The 17243-nt window shown below is 64.7% G+C and carries 16 protein-coding genes; 6 read left to right on the plus strand and 10 right to left on the minus strand.

The window, feature by feature from the left end; all coding sequences use genetic code 11:
- Positions 1-86: 86 nt before the first annotated feature.
- Both V9K99_RS05690 and V9K99_RS05695 read left to right on the plus strand, forming a co-directional pair.
- Positions 87-689 carry a TetR/AcrR family transcriptional regulator gene (locus V9K99_RS05690; protein ID WP_337000376.1) on the plus strand — a complete coding sequence of 201 codons (603 nt, stop codon included), beginning with the start codon at positions 87-89 and terminating at the stop codon, positions 687-689.
- A gap of 750 nt (positions 690-1439) precedes the next feature.
- Complete coding sequence (locus V9K99_RS05695) at positions 1440-2096, plus strand: hypothetical protein (protein WP_337000375.1); 657 nt, start codon at positions 1440-1442, stop codon at positions 2094-2096.
- Between the two features lie 117 nt (positions 2097-2213).
- On the opposite strand, the gene dcd is transcribed toward V9K99_RS05695, so the two are convergent.
- Positions 2214-4244, minus strand: coding sequence for a dCTP deaminase (gene dcd, locus V9K99_RS05700; protein ID WP_337000374.1), 2031 nt, complete (start codon positions 4242-4244; stop codon positions 2214-2216).
- Positions 4245-5222: 978 nt separating this feature from the next.
- Complete coding sequence (locus V9K99_RS05705; RefSeq protein WP_337000373.1) at positions 5223-6398, minus strand: 2'-deoxycytidine 5'-triphosphate deaminase; 1176 nt, start codon at positions 6396-6398, stop codon at positions 5223-5225.
- 459 nt (positions 6399-6857) lie between these two features.
- On the opposite strand from V9K99_RS05705, the gene V9K99_RS05710 reads away from it, so the two are divergent.
- The gene (locus V9K99_RS05710; RefSeq protein WP_337000372.1) at positions 6858-7025 is read left to right on the plus strand and encodes a hypothetical protein; all 168 of its coding nucleotides are present in this window, start codon (positions 6858-6860) and stop codon (positions 7023-7025) included.
- On the opposite strand, the gene araA is transcribed toward V9K99_RS05710, so the two are convergent.
- From araA to V9K99_RS05735, 5 genes are all read right to left on the minus strand, one after another.
- Positions 7026-8528, minus strand: coding sequence for an L-arabinose isomerase (gene araA, locus V9K99_RS05715; protein ID WP_337000371.1), 1503 nt, complete (start codon positions 8526-8528; stop codon positions 7026-7028).
- Between the two features lie 11 nt (positions 8529-8539).
- Positions 8540-9187 carry an L-ribulose-5-phosphate 4-epimerase gene (locus V9K99_RS05720; protein WP_337000370.1) on the minus strand — a complete coding sequence of 216 codons (648 nt, stop codon included), beginning with the start codon at positions 9185-9187 and terminating at the stop codon, positions 8540-8542.
- Entirely contained in the window at positions 9184-10863 is a 1680-nt protein-coding gene (gene araB, locus V9K99_RS05725) for a ribulokinase (RefSeq protein ID WP_337000369.1), read from the minus strand. Before araB ends, V9K99_RS05720 begins: the two co-directional genes overlap by 4 nt.
- A 28-nt stretch (positions 10864-10891) precedes the next feature.
- On the minus strand, positions 10892-11926 hold the full coding sequence (locus V9K99_RS05730; protein ID WP_337000368.1) for a LacI family DNA-binding transcriptional regulator: 1035 nt from the start codon (positions 11924-11926) through the stop codon (positions 10892-10894).
- A 98-nt stretch (positions 11927-12024) separates the two neighbouring features.
- Entirely contained in the window at positions 12025-13551 is a 1527-nt protein-coding gene (locus tag V9K99_RS05735; RefSeq protein ID WP_337000367.1) for an LCP family protein, read from the minus strand.
- A gap of 121 nt (positions 13552-13672) precedes the next feature.
- On the opposite strand from V9K99_RS05735, the gene V9K99_RS05740 reads away from it, so the two are divergent.
- Positions 13673-14152, plus strand: coding sequence for a GNAT family N-acetyltransferase (locus V9K99_RS05740; protein WP_337322883.1), 480 nt, complete (start codon positions 13673-13675; stop codon positions 14150-14152).
- Between the two features lie 116 nt (positions 14153-14268).
- Positions 14269-15069: a DUF3152 domain-containing protein gene (locus tag V9K99_RS05745; RefSeq protein WP_337000365.1), complete on the plus strand. Its 801-nt coding sequence runs from the start codon at positions 14269-14271 to the stop codon at positions 15067-15069.
- On the opposite strand, the gene V9K99_RS05750 is transcribed toward V9K99_RS05745, so the two are convergent.
- A complete protein-coding gene (locus V9K99_RS05750; RefSeq protein WP_337000364.1) occupies positions 15060-15428 on the minus strand; it encodes a VOC family protein in 369 nt (122 codons plus the stop codon). The genes V9K99_RS05745 and V9K99_RS05750 overlap by 10 nt on opposite strands.
- Before the next feature lie 87 nt (positions 15429-15515).
- Positions 15516-16097 (minus strand): MarR family transcriptional regulator, encoded by a 582-nt coding sequence (locus tag V9K99_RS05755; RefSeq protein ID WP_337000363.1) that lies wholly within the window; start codon positions 16095-16097, stop codon positions 15516-15518.
- A 257-nt stretch (positions 16098-16354) separates the two neighbouring features.
- On the opposite strand from V9K99_RS05755, the gene V9K99_RS05760 reads away from it, so the two are divergent.
- Positions 16355-16585: a hypothetical protein gene (locus V9K99_RS05760; protein WP_012924486.1), complete on the plus strand. Its 231-nt coding sequence runs from the start codon at positions 16355-16357 to the stop codon at positions 16583-16585.
- Positions 16586-16823: 238 nt separating this feature from the next.
- Here V9K99_RS05760 and V9K99_RS05765 read toward each other — a convergent pair whose 3' ends face one another.
- Positions 16824-17189, minus strand: a complete 366-nt coding sequence (locus V9K99_RS05765; RefSeq protein WP_337000362.1) for a VOC family protein — start codon at positions 17187-17189, stop codon at positions 16824-16826.
- Between the last annotated feature and the right edge of the window lie 54 nt (positions 17190-17243).

Here is a 17243-nt window from a genome sequence, read left to right on the forward strand (position 1 = left end):
CGCGCGGGGTTCACTGGGAACGGGCCGGGGTCAGAAGATCACTGCTGCCTCCACTAATGCGACGACTGTTGCGTTAAGATGATGCCATGACGACGGGCGAACGCGCAAGCAGGCCGGGTGGCCGGACTGCTCGGGTGCGGGCGGACGTGCTGGCGGCGGTCGAGGCCGAGCTCGTCGAGCATGGGTACGACGGTCTGACGATCGACGGGGTCGCGGCCCGGTCCGGCGTACACCGGACGACTGTGTATCGGCGCTGGAAGACGGTCGCCGGGTTGCTCGTCGACCTGCTGCAGGCGGGGCTCGACGACTCGTGGGAGCCGGCCGACACCGGGTCGCTCGAGGGTGATCTGGTCAAGCTCAACCGCGAGGTGCATGCGGCCCTCACGGAGCGTCCGTCGATCACGCAGGCGGTGATCGCCGCGTCGTTCCGCACGCCTGAGGCCGCGGAGGCGCTCACCGCGTTCTGGGCGGATCGGTATCGCCGGAGTGCGGTCGTCGTACGACGTGCCGTCGTACGGGGTGAAGTGGATCCGGCGACCGATCCGGAGCAGGTGGTGATGATCGCGACCGCGCCGCTCTACCACCAACTCGTCTTGCTTCGGCAACCGCTGTCGCGGGCAGGTGCCGACCGCTACGCGAGAGCCGCCGCCGCAGGCGCGAAGGAAGCGTCAGCTGCCCATGGGAGATAAGCAGACTGGCTGGCCTGAGCCGTAGGAGGACTGTCGCTCGCTCGGGCTCGATTGCCTCGGCAATAGTCTAGTAGAGGCGTCCTCGCGGCACAGTGGAGGTCGCTTAGCAACAACGTTGCGTTCACCCGGAGTACTGCACAAATGCAACAGATCCTGTCGGCTCGAACCTGCTCGAGTTGGACACGGCACTCGGAGTCTCGGATATCTCATTCTGAATAGATAGGAACGGGGCTCGCGGAGCTCGTCGAGGCGAGAGAATGTTGCTATGGGTAGGATCACAAAATGACAACAGATAGGTTAACGTGACGCGGTCACCGCAATCAGAACCCACTCGATTAAGGATGTGATCATGAAGGATGGCACTACGGACTCCCAGGGAGCGATACTTCCCTGGGAACCAACGAGCAGCCCGGACCTCGATGAACGAGCGAGGAATACGATTAGGACGTGGGTGGTGCCTAACGGAAGTTACGCGATGGCAGATGGCGTCTGTCCGCGATGCGATCACCATATCGAGGACGATCATGCGTTGATCATCGTCGTCTCGGGAGTAGGAAGAGCTGTGAGGCCAGATGCTGAGCGAGAACTCTTGCGGGCTGGACTTGGCCGGGATGTGAACGCAGTAGCAGGAGAGGTCACCTGGCCAATGAAATGCAACTGTGCCGGCGACCATCCAGGTCAACCCATTCCAAACAAGTCCTGCGGAGCGCGATTTCGCGTCAGTGCCCGACGGGCGGGCGGACGCATACAATGAGCGGCTCGAGTGATAGTCCGACCGAACAGGGAGAGAAGGCGGCGACGCCGAAACCTCATGACGTCGAGGATCTGGCCGCAGAACAGCTCGATACCGTTCGCAAGACCGCAGAGAATTGGCGCACAGGATTGGCTGGCTTGCTTGCCCTGGTCGCAACTGTTCTCTTTCTCAAAGGCCCAGAATCTATATCCAAGATCGTTCCATGGGCTCGGTGGTCTGTGTCAATCATGCTCGTACTTTGCCTGAGTCTTGCGCTTGCGGGCGCCTGGCTATCGTTGAAGGCTGCGTTTGGTACCCCGAGGTCCGTCGATGTCGCTGAAATTGAGTACGAGGGTGGCGTAAAGCCGTATCGCGCTGGTCTCGCGAGAAAGGCTGTTGGGCATCTAAATTGGGCGAAACGATTAACGGTCTCTGCGGTAGTGATGCTGTCTGCCGCCACACTGCTCTACTGGAACGCGCCAGTGTTGCCTGGTGCGAATTTCTACTTACGCGTCGGTCTAGTAGCGACATCGAGCCAACCAACACCACAGCCAATATGTGGAAGCCCACTGCTGATCAAAGATAAGCATATTTATATTCAGGAGATCCGGGGGACATTGAGAGAAGTTGAGATGAATAGCATCGCGGCACTGAGTATTGTGGCCGACTGCTGAACCTGATCAATCCCAGTAGATGTTTCGCGACCAAGGCAGTGAAATTTTCGTGCACAGAACGAGACGGCGATCCCAATCAATCAACAAGCTACGTCATAGAACGTCGGCCGAGCGTGCTCAGATGTAAGGCATTGTAGTTCGACGGAGGTTCCGCATGGTTCTAAGACGGTTGAGATCACGATCGTGGCGGACGCGCGAGAATTGAGGTCCCGTGGGATAGTCATATTTTCGAGACGGTTCCGAGGGAGCCGGCTTTACGGGGTAGAAGACCAGTTGCGCTATGCGCTCGCCCGGTGTAAGAGCTAGCGGCATTTGACCCAAATTGACCAATTCAAGCGTGAGGCACCCTCTGAAGTACGGGTGGACCTGTACTGCTGTGGCTGACAATAACCCTAATCTACCGTGGGACGAGCGCGTGATGACCTGAGCTGTCAAGTCTGGTGGCATCGAAATGTACTCATGTGTCGCCGCTAGGACTAGCTCAAGAGGGTGAAGTATGAACTGTCCCGCCCAGTCCTTCTCGACGAGTTCCTGCATCTCTCTCGGGTCTTGATCCGGATCAAGAGAGTCGAACATCGGGGTACCGGCCCGGCGGAATATAATGAACTTTGTCGATAACCGAAGGTCCAACGCAGCACCCTGGGCAGCCGCAGTGAAGAACGGCGTGACAATGATGGGAGCGACTGGAGTAGCCTCGATAGGAACGCTGGGTCGAAGGCGGCGCATGATTTCGTCTGCCGGGAGTGCGCCAGTCGCTACAGGTGGCGACTGATCGAGCACCGGCCCGTATGAGAGGCCACTTTCGCTCGACGCGAAGTCCTCTCCGGGGTTGTCAGCTCCCTGGTCTTCGGCCAAGGCCGTGCCAGCCTCGTCCCAGAGTGACAGAAAGTCTAGGTCACTGAGGGACTTAGAAATCACACGATCCAGCATTACAAGTGCCCGACTGCGTACCTGCCGCGGGATCTTCCGCTCATGATGTACTCGAGCGAGCCATCCGGCGTTAAGTAGGTCCTCTTGCCTCGCTCGCCCGTTCTCCGGGTCGCCGGAATCTACGGCAGGTATGTACTCAATTAGACTCTTACTAAGCTCCACGGCGATCTCTTGGCGTCCTCGCCAGTCGTATGTAGCCGATGTAAGAGATTCGGCAGCACTTTTGATGAGGTCAAAGTGATCCCGAATGCAGCTAGAAAGAATAGCTGGCAGTTCACGCTCGGGTTCTTCAAGTAGATCTGACTCAAACTCTCGCCAGGTGCCAACCACGTCCACGTACGCGCCAAGGTCCTCGCCAAGAAGCCGGCACATGCAGTAGATTCGGAAACTCCCAGGCGGGTGAGATACGGAAACGTTGTAGAGCGCTCCAATGCTGGATAGGAATTCGGCAATCGCCGCAAATCCCGCTGGGCCGAACCGGCGGATGGTGTGTAAGTCACACACAACTTCCCGGATCCAACTCTTGAGAACTTCCCTTACCTCTTGAACGATGTCAAGGGAGGCGTCGAGCCATGTGGGCAGACGCTCGAAGTCGATGTCATCGACCATCTCGCGTGTAATCCAGGTATCAGAATCAAGACTCGCAACGACACTATGTTCGCTCTCGGCCAAGTGGGCAAGCTCGTGCCCCATCGTCACCGGTTGCCATAGCGCCTGCGTTCCCTCAAGATAAGGCAGGCAAATCATCGCCAGAACTTCGCTGCTCGGCCTGACTTCGACTAGATCCAGAATGCTGAACATGTAGTCGCGGAGATCGGTTATGAATGTCTCGAAGTTCTGTGGTGGACCAATTACGATCACCGGTCGCCGATTGTCTAGGCCTAATTGCCGCAGTTCGCGCGTAGCGGCGGACCTGAGTGATCTCGGGACGGCCACAGCGTGCCCCCGGCTGAACAGTTGATCTGCAACCTTCTCGACGTTGCGGAGATGGATCAGATATGGCTGCAGTGCGGAGAACAGGTCAACGTCACCGATAATGAGCTGATTCGACTGATCTTCGAGCTTTTCGGTATATTCGATGAATGAGTCAATCGCTGATCTGAGTACTGGGTCAGCGCCAGAGATCTCTCCCGATAGGGCTGTCAGATACGAGCGGAACGCTTCTATCCGTTGATGAAGAGTTGTCAGGTACGCTTCGTGGCCGAATGAGGGAGCCAACCGCGCGAGGTCCGAATTTATCTCGCCCCTCCGATCGAGTCGCCGGGGCTTCCCATATCGCTTAGCACGTTCGCGCTTATTCGTCCAAACACGAGACTCAGCTCCCTGGCCGAGCGCTCAACAGCGGGTGAATCAGCCGGCTCAGTGCGGAGGACCTTCAGGTCGTCGGCAAGTTCGATGAGCAACTTGGCAGTCGCTTCACGTCGTCTGGCGTCGTCGAGACCCGCGGGCCGACTCGTTCTGTGGCTGAGCGCTGAATGAGTGATTCGCGCGAAAGCATAGCTCTCGTGGCGAGAGATCTGGTCGGCGGCTGGGGGCACGCTGTCGCCCCGCAGGACTGCAGCGCCAGCTCGGAGGAGGGTTTCGGCGGACTCGAGTGCCTTGGAATCGCGCTTGGGATCGATGCCAAGGCCGGCAAGGACTCTGCGAGCGGCAGCTGCCACCCTCGCAGCCAAGCTAGCCAGCCCTAAGTTCTCGATTTCTCGGCCCAGTGGACTCGCGGTGGCGACGGCTACGGCGGGCACGTGTCCGGGCAAGGAGCCGCAGTCGGCGGCGCAATGCTCCGCCCGCTCGTGAGTTCCACCTGCTCGCACTCGATGGGAGTTCGGCAAGGCACCCTCCCTGGGCCCGTCGGTCGGTGTGTCCACCATATGACAGTTTCGGGAACGCTAGCACGAGGCTGATTGGCGTGTCTGCGCAACATCGCCTCCGAGGCTCTCCGCAGAGGAACTGACATCTGCCGCCCGCTCACTACCGCGAGCGATTCCTCATGTTCAAAACGCGAAGCGTGATCGCACTGCCAGACTCGTCTAGTGAAGACCGGACTACGAGCGTCTGTAGCAACACGATTGACAGTCGGCGAGGCTTTTACTCCGCTGTCCGGGATGCGCACGTGGGCCCGCGTTGTCGAATCGTGGCCGCGTCAGGCGGATCGGCCGTCGCCGGCACAGGCCACCCCAGATTCTTAGATGATTTGCACTATTGGAATAACGCGGCAGAGGGGAGTTGCTTTTCGCGGACGCGCTTGAAGTGTTTTCCGAGGGCAACTTGCTGACCTTGATAATTCGACTCGAGAGCTCGGCCATATAGTCGATCAGGGACTGCTATCATGCGCTCGAAACTCAGCTTGCAAATGTTTTGTCCGTGTTCGACCGCGAACGGTACGTCATGCGCTCTAACCTCTAGGGCGGCTCGACTCCCGTTAAGTTCTCCCGTCGCAGGATCGAGCCCAAAACCCGGATCAAAGAAACCAGCGTAGTGAGTTCTCAGCTCACCACTCGTGGGATCATAGGCAGTCATTTCCGCTGCGTACTCCGGAGGTATGCGGACGCTATCTTGTGATAGAAGCAAATAGAACTTCTCCGGATCCAGGACAATCCTGCCGCCGGACTCGCTAAAGACTTCCTCCCAGAATGTGTGATGGTGATAATGGTTAATCTTACTCATGTCGACTAAGTTGCTATTCTCTTTAGCTCTGTAGCCGACAACCTCACCGCCTTTCTGGCGCCCGAGGTGCAAGCCCAAGAAAAGGCCATTGTTGACCTCGATCTGACTTGGCGGTATTGCGATCCCGTTGCGGAATAGCAAGGGAGACGCTCGGTGGAGGTCGAGGATCTCTTCGTCCTCCAGTTCGGTCCTGCCGATCATTAGCCGCAACTGATTTAATGCTAGGCCATGCCTGACCTTGATGGTAAAGGTGCGCGGAACGATTTCCAGATAAAGGCGACCGTCGTAGCCCGATGGAATTTCATCAAAAAGGGAGTTGTTGTCGGTGATAACTCGGGTGAACGTATCTAAGCGTCCAGTCGAACTCTTAGGGTTCGCTTTGCCTCTCACGCCCGTAGGCAACCGCAAATTCTCAACGAGAGGTACGAGATAAGGTCTGTTCTGCTCGAGGATTCCACCGTCGCCCGTCAGGTCGACTTCACCCATCTGGAAGCGACGTAGCTTGTTCACCACGGTGTCATTATCTGGAAGGAAGCTGCATCTCAACCGGTAGGCGACATCGCCGAGGCGAAGGTCGACACTCGCAGGTTGGACATTTTCGGTCGGAATGTCACCGTGTTCAGCCCAAATGTGTCCCTGCTTGATCGCTTCAGTGAGCATCTGGGAAGGAAATACGCCGCGAGCATCGGATTGCAGGTCAAGACTCATGATCGTCACTAGGGGGCTCGTCGGGAATCGACCCGTGGAGTGGGGGAATGTATCGATTGTCTTTCAGGGCGAAGCACCGCAGGCTGCAATAGAGTCCATCAGACAACCGGCCGGAGCCATGGCCGCCGCTGGCTGGGATCGGCTCTCGACACAGATCGCAGCGTCGCGGTTCGTTACCCGCGGTATTCGCAGGTCCCCATGGTGCCGTCACGCGGCAAGAGTACTGGATAGCGAGACTGTGTCGGCCATGCCACGCGAACAGGTCCACTCGCTGGATGCCTGCCCTTCCAGTTGGCCGCGACCGCGCGGGATGCGGTGGGTCAGCACCGGCCGGGGAGGAACGTGACCACTTGGGTTCTGTCAGTGATGATCGGGCTCGTGCCGAGGCATGGGAGATGTCGAGAGCGGCCAATTTGTGCAGATGCCCTTGAATCGCTCAGGAGCCAGGCGCTCCTTGTCATGCGGAAAGAAGCACCGTCGGCGACCGACCCGGAGCAGGTGGTGATGATCGCGACCGCGCCGCTCTACCACCAACTCGTCTTGCTCCGGCAGCCGCTGTCGCGGGCAGGTGCCGACCGCTACGCGAGAGCCGCCGCCGCATCAGCGACGGCGGCTCTCACGGGATAGTTAGAGCCCCAGGGCGAGGCGGTGGTAGGCCGCGTTCCAGCGGATCTCCTTGCGGAACTGCCTGGTCGTCGTGTCCGCGTCGATGATCAGCAACTCCGTTCGAAGCATCTCGGACAGGTCCTCGAGCTCTTCGGTGCCGATGGCCGACGACAGGACGGTGTGGTGCGGACCGCCCGCGGTCAGCCAGCACTCGGCCGACGTGCGCAGGTTCGGCCGCGGCTTCCAGACGGCCCGGGCGACCGGCAGCTTCGGCAGCGGCTGGTCCGGCGCGACCACGTCGATCTCGTTCGCGACCAGCCGGAACCGGTCACCCATGTCGGCCAGACCCACCACGACGGCAGGGCCGGGGGTGGCGTCGAAGACCAGCCGGACCGGGTCCTCGCGGCCACCGATCCCGAGCGGGTGGATCTCGCAGCTCGGCGTCCCGGCCGCGATCGACGGACAGACCTCGAGCATGTGGGCGCCGAGGATCCGCTCCTCACCCGGCGTCAGGTTGTAGGTGTAGTCCTCCATGAACGAGGTCCCGCCCGGACTGTTGCCAGCAGCAACCTTCAGGCCGCGGAGCAGCAACGAGGTCTTCCAGTCGCCCTCGCCGCCGAACCCGTAGCCGTCGGCCATCAGCCGCTGAACCGCGAGTCCGGGCAGCTGCCGCAGTCCGCCGAGATCCTCGAAGTTCGTGGTGAACGCGGTGAATCCACCGTCCTCCAGGAAGGACCGCAGGCCCAGCTCGATCCGGGCCGCGTAGCGCAGGGACTCATGCCGGTCGCCGCCGGAGGCGAGCTCAGGCGCCAGCCGGAACAGGTCGGCGTATTCCTTCACCAGGCCGTCGATGCTCGCGTCGGAGATCGCGTCGACCACCGCGACCAGGTCGTTCACGCCGTACGTGTTGACCGAGACGCCGAACCGGAGCTGGGCCTCGACCTTGTCGCCTTCGGTGACGGCGACATCCCGCATGTTGTCGCCGAACCGGGCCAGCCGGGTCGTCCGCAGCGCGTTGAAGCCTGCCGCAGCGCGCGCCCAGACGCCGATCCGCTGCCGTACGGCGGGATCGGAGGCGTGCCCCGCGACAGTGGTGCGCGCGACGCCGAGCCGCGACTGCACGTAGCCGAACTCACGGTCGCCGTGCGCGGCCTGGTTGAGGTTCATGAAGTCCATGTCGATGTCCGCCCACGGCAGCTCGACATTCGCCTGGGTGTGCAGATGCAGCAGCGGGGTGCGCAGTGCGTCCAGGCCGGCGATCCACATCTTCGCCGGGGAGAACGTGTGCATCCAGGCGATCACGCCGACGCACTCGTCGGCCGCGTTCGCCTCCAGGCAGATCCGGCGGATCGCGGCGGCGTCGGTCAGGACCGGCTTCCAGACCACCTTGGCGCCGATCTCGGCGGCTCCGGCCAGTGTGTCGGCGACCTGCCGCGACTGGTCCGCGACCTGCTGCAGCGTCTCCTCGCCGTACAGGCCCTGGCTCCCGGTCAGGAACCAGATCTCGGTCGTTGCGGAACTCATGCTCGACTCCTTCAGCGTTGGCCGTAGACGTTCTGGTAGCGGTCGTACAGGGCATCGATGTCGCCGGGCGCGATCGGCACCAGCGGTCCACCGGTCCGGGCCACGTGCACGGTCCGGGCGACGTCCTCGCACATGACGGCGGCCTTGACCGCGGCCCGGGCGTCCTTGCCGATGGTGAACACGCCGTGGTTGCGCATCAGGACGGCGGGCGAGCGGTGGCCGCTCAGCGTGGCCACGATGCCCTTGCCGATGTCGTCGTTGCCGATCAGCGCGAACGGCCCGACCGGGATCTCGCCGCCGAACTCGTCGGCCATCGCGGTCAGTACGCACGGGATCGGCTCGGCCCGGGCGGCCCAGGCCGTCGCGTACGTCGAGTGCGTGTGCACGACTCCACCGACCTCGGGCATCGCCCTGTACACGTAAGCGTGCGCGGCGGTGTCACTCGACGGCGCGAGGTCACCTTCGACCAGGTTTCCGTCCAGATCGCAGACCACCATCGACTCGGGTGTCAGGTCGTCGTACGAGACACCGCTCGGCTTGATCGCGAACAGGTCCTCGCCGGGCACCCGGGCGGACACGTTGCCGGCCGTCCAGGCGACCAGGTTGTAGCGGACCAGCTCCGCGTGCAGGGTCACCAGTTCTTGTCTGAGCTTGTTCATCGGGCCGCCTCGTTTCGGATCGCCCGCAGCCGGTGCAGTACGCCGCTCCCGCCGTGTGCGGTGCCGGCGAAATGGTCGTGCAGTTCGCGATACTCGGCGTACAGGCGGTCGTAGCCGTCGGCGCGAGTTTCGTCGGGAAGATAGGAGTTCTCGGTACGGCGGCCCATCGCGGCAGCCGCCGCCGGTACATCGGCGTAGGCACCGGCTGCCACCGCGGCGTGGATGGCCGAGCCGAGCGCGGGCCCCTGATCCGAGCCGATCACCGACAGCGGCCGGCGCAGGACATCGGCGTACACCTGCATCAGGAAGCGGTTCTTCAGCAGGCCACCCGCCACGATGAACTCCTGTACGGCGACCCCGGACGTCTCGAACGCCTCGACGATCCGGCGCGCGCCGAACGCGGTCGCCTCGATCAGGGCGCGGTAGGTGTCCTCGGGCCGCGTCGCCAGGGTCTGACCGACGACCACGGCGGACAGGTCGTGATCGACCAGCACCGAGCGGTTGCCGTTGTGCCAGTCCAGTGCGACCAGGCCGTGCTGTCCGACGGCCTGCTTCTCCGCGAGCTCCACCAGGTAGTCGTGGACGCCGATGCCGCGACGCTCGGCCTCGGCTTGGTACTCCGCCGGTACCGAGGTGTCGACGAACCAGCCGAAGATGTCGCCGACGCCGGACTGCCCGGCCTCGTAACCCCACAGCCCGTCGACGATGCCGTCCCGCACCACGCCACACATGCCCGGCACCTCGGCGAGGTGGTCCGACGGCATGATGTGACAGGTCGACGTACCCATGATCGCGACCATCTGCCCGCTGTGTACGGCGTTCGCCGCCGCCGCTGTGACGTGTGCGTCAACGTTGCCCACAGCAACGGCGATGCCGGCCGGCAGTCCGGTCCACGCCGCGGCCTCGTCGGACAACCGTCCGGCCAGGCCGCCGAGCGGCGACAGCGGGTGGTCCAGCTTGGTGAGGAAGTCCGCGAATCCCGGATCGAGCGCGGTCAGGTACTCGCGAGACGGGTAGCCCGCGTCGGTGTGGATCCCCTTGTAACCGGCCGTGCAGAGGTTGCGGGACTCCGTGCCGGTGAGCTGCCAGATGATCCAGTCGGCGGCCTCGATCCAGCGATCCGCCCGGGCATAGCTGTCCGGATCCTCCTGCAGGACCTGCAAGGCCTTGGCGAACTCCCACTCCGACGAGATCTTTCCGCCGTACAGAGCGAGCCAGGGCTCACCGAGCTCCGCCGCCACCGCGTTGATGCGATCCGCCTGCGGTTGTGCCGCGTGATGCTTCCACAGTTTCGGCCAGGCATGCGGCCGGTCGGCCAGCCCTTCGACCTCGCACAACGGCGTACCGTCAGCCAGTGCCGGCAGCACGGTGCACGCGGTGAAGTCGGTGCCGACGCCGATCACGTCTGCCGCCCGGATGCCCGCCGCGGCAACAGCCTTCGGTACGGCGTTCCGCAGTACGGCGCGCCAGTCTTCGGGCGACTGCAAGGCCCAGCTGGGCCCGAGCTTGACACCGGAACCAGGGAGGCGATCCTCGATCACGCCGTGCTCGTACTCGTGCACCGCAGTACCCAGCTCAGCGCCGTCGGCGACCCGGACCACGACGGCCCGGCCGGACAGGGTGCCGAAGTCGACCCCGATGACATAGCCGCTGTGAGCGTTCACATCATCGCTCATCTTCCAGCCTTTCCTTGGTTGCGATTGGTCAGCTCTGCTTCGCCCGGGCCGCAGGGCCCGAGCTGTCCCGGATCACCAGCCGGGCTGGTACCACCGACTGTTCGTAGCCCAGGTCCGCGCCGGACTCGACCCGCCGAAGCAGGATCTCGATGGAGCGCCGGCCGACTTCGCCGAAGTCCTGCCGGACGGTGGTCAGCGGCGGATTGAAGAACTCCGCCTCGGGGATGTCGTCGAAGCCGGCCACGCTGATCTGCTCGGGCACCCGGATACCGAGCACGGTGAACGCCCGCAGCAGGCCGAGCGCCATCTGGTCGTTCGCGACGAAGACCGCGGTGAGCCCGGGTACCTCGGCCAGTCGGCGACCGGCGTCGTACCCGGATCGGGGACTCCAGTCTCCGACGAGCGGCTCGGGGACCGGCCGGCCCGCCGCGGTCAGTGCCTTGCGCCAGCCGTCGAGGCGGCCCTCGGCCTCGAGCCAATCGGTCGGACCCGCGACGTGCCAGACGGTCTCGTGCCCGAGGCCGAGGAGATGCTCGACGACCTGGCGGGCGCCGTCGGCCTGGTCAACGCTGACCGCGGGCGCCTCGCCCGCCTGGCCGCCTTCGACCGCGACCACCGGCACGTGTGACCTGAGCCCGGCGAGTGCGCTGGCGGCGCTTCGCTGTGGTGCGACCACGACGATCCCGTCGACGCCCTGGTCGGACAGGAACTCGACGGCCTCGACGACGAGCTCCGCGGTCAGTGTCTTCAGGCTGACGATGCTGACGAAGTATCCGGCCGCCCGGGCCGCCTGCTCGATGCCGTACAGCGTGCTGGCCGGGCCGTAGAGCGTGGTGTCGAAGCTGACGACACCCAGGGTGCGGCTGTGCCGGGTGACGAGTGCGCGAGCGGCGAGGTTCCGCCGGTAGCCGAGGTTGTCGATCGCCGCGAGCACCCGGTCGCGGGTCTCGCCGCGCACGTTCGGGTGGTCGTTGAGCACCCGGGAAACCGTCTGATGCGAGACGCCGGCCAACTGCGCCACATCGGCCATCACCGGCGGCCGACGGCCGTCGTTCGATGACATCGCAACTCCGCTGGTCATGGGGCGTCTCGGTCGGGGACGACGCAATTGTTAGCGCTAACACTACCCCCGGTCAAGGCCCCGTCCCGCCCCTCGGAGCATCAACCCGGTGGGCCGGGGTTGTAGGCGCAGGCTTCGGTGAGGGTGGTGGGGGTGGTTGGTTTTGTTGTGGGTTTGGTGGTGGTGGTCGGGCGGCGGGTCGGGGAGGTGGTGGGGCGGGGTTTGGTGGCGGGTGGGTTGAGGGCGTTCTGGATCAGGGTGCGCATGGCGGCGTAGTTGGGGTTGCGGCCGTTGGGGTAGTTGCGCTTCTTGTCCAGGTCGATGTTGGTGATCTTGGCCGACTTCACCTTCTGGCCGAGGGTGATCAGGTTGGCGAGCAGCTTCTGCGGGATGTCGGTGCGGATCAGGTGTTCGCCGGCCTCGGCGATGGACTGGTAGTTGGCCAGCACGTTCTGTGGGGTGGCTCGTTCGACGATCGCCTGGATCGTGCAGCGCTGACGTGCCTGGCGGGCGACGTCCGCGGTGGGGACCCGGTAGCGGCCGCGGGCGAACCAGAGGGCGTCGGCGCCGTTCAGCTTCCGGTTCGGGCCCGGTTCGAGGTAGCGGCTCGGCGGGATGTTCTTGTCGTCGTTGCCGCCGACCGGGACCGGGTAGTTGATGTTCACCGTGATCCCGCCCAGCGCCGTCACCAGCTGCTCGAACCCGGCCAGGTTGATCTGCACGTAGTAGTGCAGCTTCAGCCCGAGCGCCTCTCCGACCGACAGCTTCAGCACATCCGCGCCCTCGTTGTCCGACGGCCCGAGAATGCCTTTGTGCATCGCCGGCACGTTCCGGTACATCGCGTCCAGGTAGTAGTTCGCCTCCTGGTTCGCCGGGACGTTCGGATTCCAGAAGCCGGTCGGGTAGAGCTTGTACAGCGGCGAGTCCTTCGGGAACGGCATCCGCATCCAGTTCCGGCTCAGCGAGATCAGCGCGGTGTCGCCGGTCTTGGTGTCGATACTCGCGACCATCACCGTGTCGGTCCGCGTCCCGTCCCGGCCCTCCCCGTCGTCCGCGCCGAGCAGCAGCAGGTTCAGCCGCGGCAGCTGCGACCACACGTCCTTCGTGTTCGTGATCGTCGGTCGCGTCTGGCTCTTCGACTCCTCGTTCCCGAACACGTTCCGCACCAGACTGCGCTGCGCCATCAGAGTCTGCGCCCCGAGCGCCGTACTCGACGCCATGCCGAAGCACACGAGCCCGACCACCACCGCCCCGAACAGCCGCGACGCGGGCCGCGCTGCGAGCGGCCGCAACATCTTGTACGACGTGACGAGTACGACGACCCAGCAGAGTGCGACCGCGCCCAGTCCGCCGACCATCCACAGCAGCTTGTCCGGATCGAGGGCCCAAGCGATCACGTCGTCCCGGCGCAACAGGGCGAAGTACGCCGCTGCGCCGTACGACGCGAGGCTGATCGTCGTCACCGCGCCGCCGAGCCGGTAGCGCTGCGCGATCAGGTACGCCGTACCGGGGAGGAGGGCACCGAGGACCGCGAGCGCCAACGCGCCCAGCGAGGACCGTTGCCGAGGCTTCGACCGCCGGGCTCGCCCGGGCCGGGCGGCGCGGCGGGCTCTACTGCTCGGGGACACGGCGCTCCACTGGGCGGTCGGCGGCAAGACAGTGGACGCGTCCCCGGTTCGCGTCCACCCTCTTCGATTCACCGACCGGACGAAAAGTTCGGCAGTGATTTCCGGCTGGCAAGATGTGATGGTGACCGACATTCAGGCACGGCGGGCCAAGCCGGACGATGCGGACGCACTGGTCCGGCTCCGGGGACTCATGCTCGCGGCGATGGGCGCCGACGTCGGCGGCCCGGACGCCCCGTGGCGCGAGGTCGCGCGGCGGTGGTTCGCCGAGCAACTCGCCTCACCGGAGACCTTCGCGGCGTACGTCGTCGATGACCCGGCCGTCGGCGTGGTCGCGGGCGCGGCCGGCAACGTCTACGTCCACCCGCCGGGCCCGAAGGACCTCAGCACGCTGCGCGGTCACCTGTACAACGTCAGCACCGAGCCCGACTTCCGCCGTCGCGGACTGGCCCGGGCCTGCGTGGTCGCGTTGATGGACTGGTTCCGCGACGAGACCGCAGTCGGCCAGATCGAGCTGCACGCCACGCCGGACGGCATCGACCTCTACCGCGCCGTCGGCTTCATCGAAGCGGGCTACCCGACACTCCGCCTACGCCTCAGCTGACCCAGGCCCCCGTGAGCTGAGAAGGGTTTGTGGGCACACGGGCAAGAACGGGTGAGAATGCGCTCAGAGGGGCGCTGTGAGGAGCTCGCCGGATGCGCCGTTGGAGTGTTGTCAGGATGACCGGGTTGGCGGTCGCCGTCGTGGTCGCGATCGGTGCGCTGTACCAGCTACCGGCCAGCCCGTTCGCCCGCCACGGCTACCCCGAGCGCCCGGCCGCTTCCACAACGGCAGCGTCCACCAAGGCAGCCGCCGCAGAGCACCCCGTCAAGCCGGTCGAGCCCGGTGACCGGTCCGAGTCGACGCCGGTGCGCCCCCGCCCGGCGATCACCTACCCCGCTCGAGGCACTGTCTCGTACGGCGTCCTGCCCGGGAACCCCGCGGTCATCGGCCGGGCCGGTCGGCTGCTCACCTTCCAGATCGCGGTCGAGGGCGGGATCACCGGGATCGACCGGACCGCGCTGGCCCAGTTCGTCCGGGCGACGTACGGCGCACCGCAGGGCTGGGCGTCCGGCGGGCTGTGGCGCTTCCAGCAGGTCGGTCCGGGGCAGAACGCCGACTTCACGCTGATGCTGGTGACGCCGGGGACGCGCGACCTCATCTGCGGCGGCGGGTACGACCGCTACACCAGTTGCCGGATCGGCGATCGCGTCGTCCTCAACATCGCCCGCTGGGTGCACGGCGTACCGAACTACGGTGCGCCGCTGGCGGCGTACCGGCAGTACATGATCAACCACGAGACCGGTCACCGGCTCGGCCGCGGCCACGAGTTGTGCCCGGGTCCCGGCCAGCCGGCGCCGGTCATGCAGCAACAGACGCTGGGCCTGCACGGCTGCACGCCGTACTCCTGGCCCTACGTCAACGGCGCCCGCTACAAGGGTCGTTTGGGTCAGTACGACGACCCGGTCCCTCACTCCTGAAGGATCGCCAGGGTGTTCCCCGCCGGGTCCTTGAACCAGGCGATCGCCGGGCCTTGCGGGTCACGCAGGATCCCGAGGTCGTCGTGCGCGTCGCTGTACCGCTCGAAGGTGATCCCTCGTCCGGCCGCTTCCCGAACCGCAGCCTCGATGTCGTCGACCGGGAAGTTCAGCACGGTGTGCTCGGCCGGCACGTGGTTGTCCTTCGGGTAGATCATGACCGTGCTGCCGCCGGCGATGTTCAACCGCAGCAGCCCGTGGTCCTCGCTGACGTCCAAGCCGAGCGTGTTGCCGTAGAACTCCTTGGCCGCCTGGATGTCGTCCGCCGAGAAGGTGCTGAACGCCTTCGTGTCCTTGAACATCACGTACCTCCCTCGTAGTGGGAACTGACATCAGGTACGTCGATGCCATCGTGCGCCCTTCGACACGAACCTGTCAGCGGCTCGGCCTCAGTTGTGCAGAGCGGCCTGCGAGAAGGGCTGGGTGACGTTCGCGGTGACGGCGGCGGACTCGAGGCCGTCGGCAACGGTGTGCAGCAACCGGACCAGGTGGGCGGCGTCGGTCGGGCCGAGAATGCCGGTGACCACGTCCAGGACGCGGACGGTCAGACCGTCCAGCTGGGAGAGGCGAGCATGCCCCAGTGAGGTGACGACCAGGCGCGGCTCGGTCCGGACCATGCCGAGCGCCTCGAGCTCGGCGATCGCCAACTCGGCCTCGCCGGTCGTCGTCCCGACCTGCTCGGCGACTGCCTCGGCGGTGCTCTGGCCGTTCGCGATGGCGCTCAGGGTCAGTGCCGCCGGCATCTTCATCCCGACCGCGTCCTGCAGACCGAGGATGAGTGGGTGAGCGTGGCCGCGGACGCGTTCGACCGCGTCGAGCAGGCGGAGCGCGTCGCCGACATCGCTGATCAGGTGCTCGGTCTGGACTGCGGCGAGGCCGGTGGCCTCGACCCGATCGGGTGCTTGCACGACCCCGTTGGTCACCCTCTCGGGCACCGCCAAGGACTTCGTTCCAGCGTCTTCGATGGTCACGCAATCCAGCGTACGGAGTCCCACCGACAGCCCGGCGTGTCGTTCCTGAGGAAACGCTGTGAATTGGTATTCGAACAAAGGCTCGAAGAATGCGTCCTGGGTGGTCTCGAAAAACTGTCCCGAATCGCGATCGGTGCGTGACTTACCGTCGACGTCCTCCGTTGGATCTGACGTGACGGTGAACACACGGCGCACCGCCACCGCGCTCGCTCCGCGATCAGAGGCCGACCACCCTCGAGCAACAGCCAGGAGGACCAGTGACAACCGCCACCGCCACCCAGACGTCTGAGCGCCGACGCGTGCGAGTCTGGTTCGGTGAGCACGTGATCGCCGACTACAACGCCGAGCCGGCGTTGGCCGAGCGGTACGCCCACGCCATGAGCCGTCGGTTCGCCGGACTTCGGGTCACCAACGACCCGATGCCCGCCGTCGACCGGCTCCCCGACCCCCTGCCCGGCGAGCGCATGTGGGATGTAGCACCCCGCTGAGAAGCAACCGGCATCTTCACGCGTTCCGTATCTCACCAGACAACCCACCCGGACACGCGACCCGGTCGAGAACCTCACCTCGATCATCCGAAGACGCCGTTGGCGGCAAGCGGGCGTTGGCGCTCTGCCCCTCGCTTGCCGCCGTTTTTCTCCCCTGAAATGCGCCTGATTGCAGTATCTGAACAGAAGTCCCCGTCCGCACCGGTTCCCCAAGGCCGGTGCGGACGTTTCTTTGTGTTCAGAGTCCGGCGTAGTACTCCGGTTTCATCTGAATGAGCTGGACGTAGTTGCCGTCCGGGTCGATCAGGGTGGCGAACCAGCCGACCCCGCGGTCCTCCGGGTGCACCAGCCACTCGACGTCGAGGGTGCGCAGGTGCGCGGCCGCCGCCTCGATGTCGTCGACGGCGAAGTTCACGATGCACCGGCCGGGTTCGGCGGTCTTCGCGGCGACGTCGTCGCGCTGTTCGATCACCAGGCCGAAGCCGCCGAGGTTCAGATTGCCGTAGCCGTCGACCTCGGCCTGGAAACCGTCGCGGTACCAGGCCTTCAACCGCTCCGGGTCGGTGCTGCCGAGCAACATGCTGTTCAGAACGGGCTTACCCATGCGTAGATCCTTCGTCCGGGGAGCTGCTGATCAGCTCACACATCCGGTACGTCG

The organism is Kribbella sp. CCNWLW201, assembly GCF_037203805.1.
In the GTDB taxonomy this organism is placed as follows: Bacteria; Actinomycetota; Actinomycetes; order Propionibacteriales; family Kribbellaceae; genus Kribbella.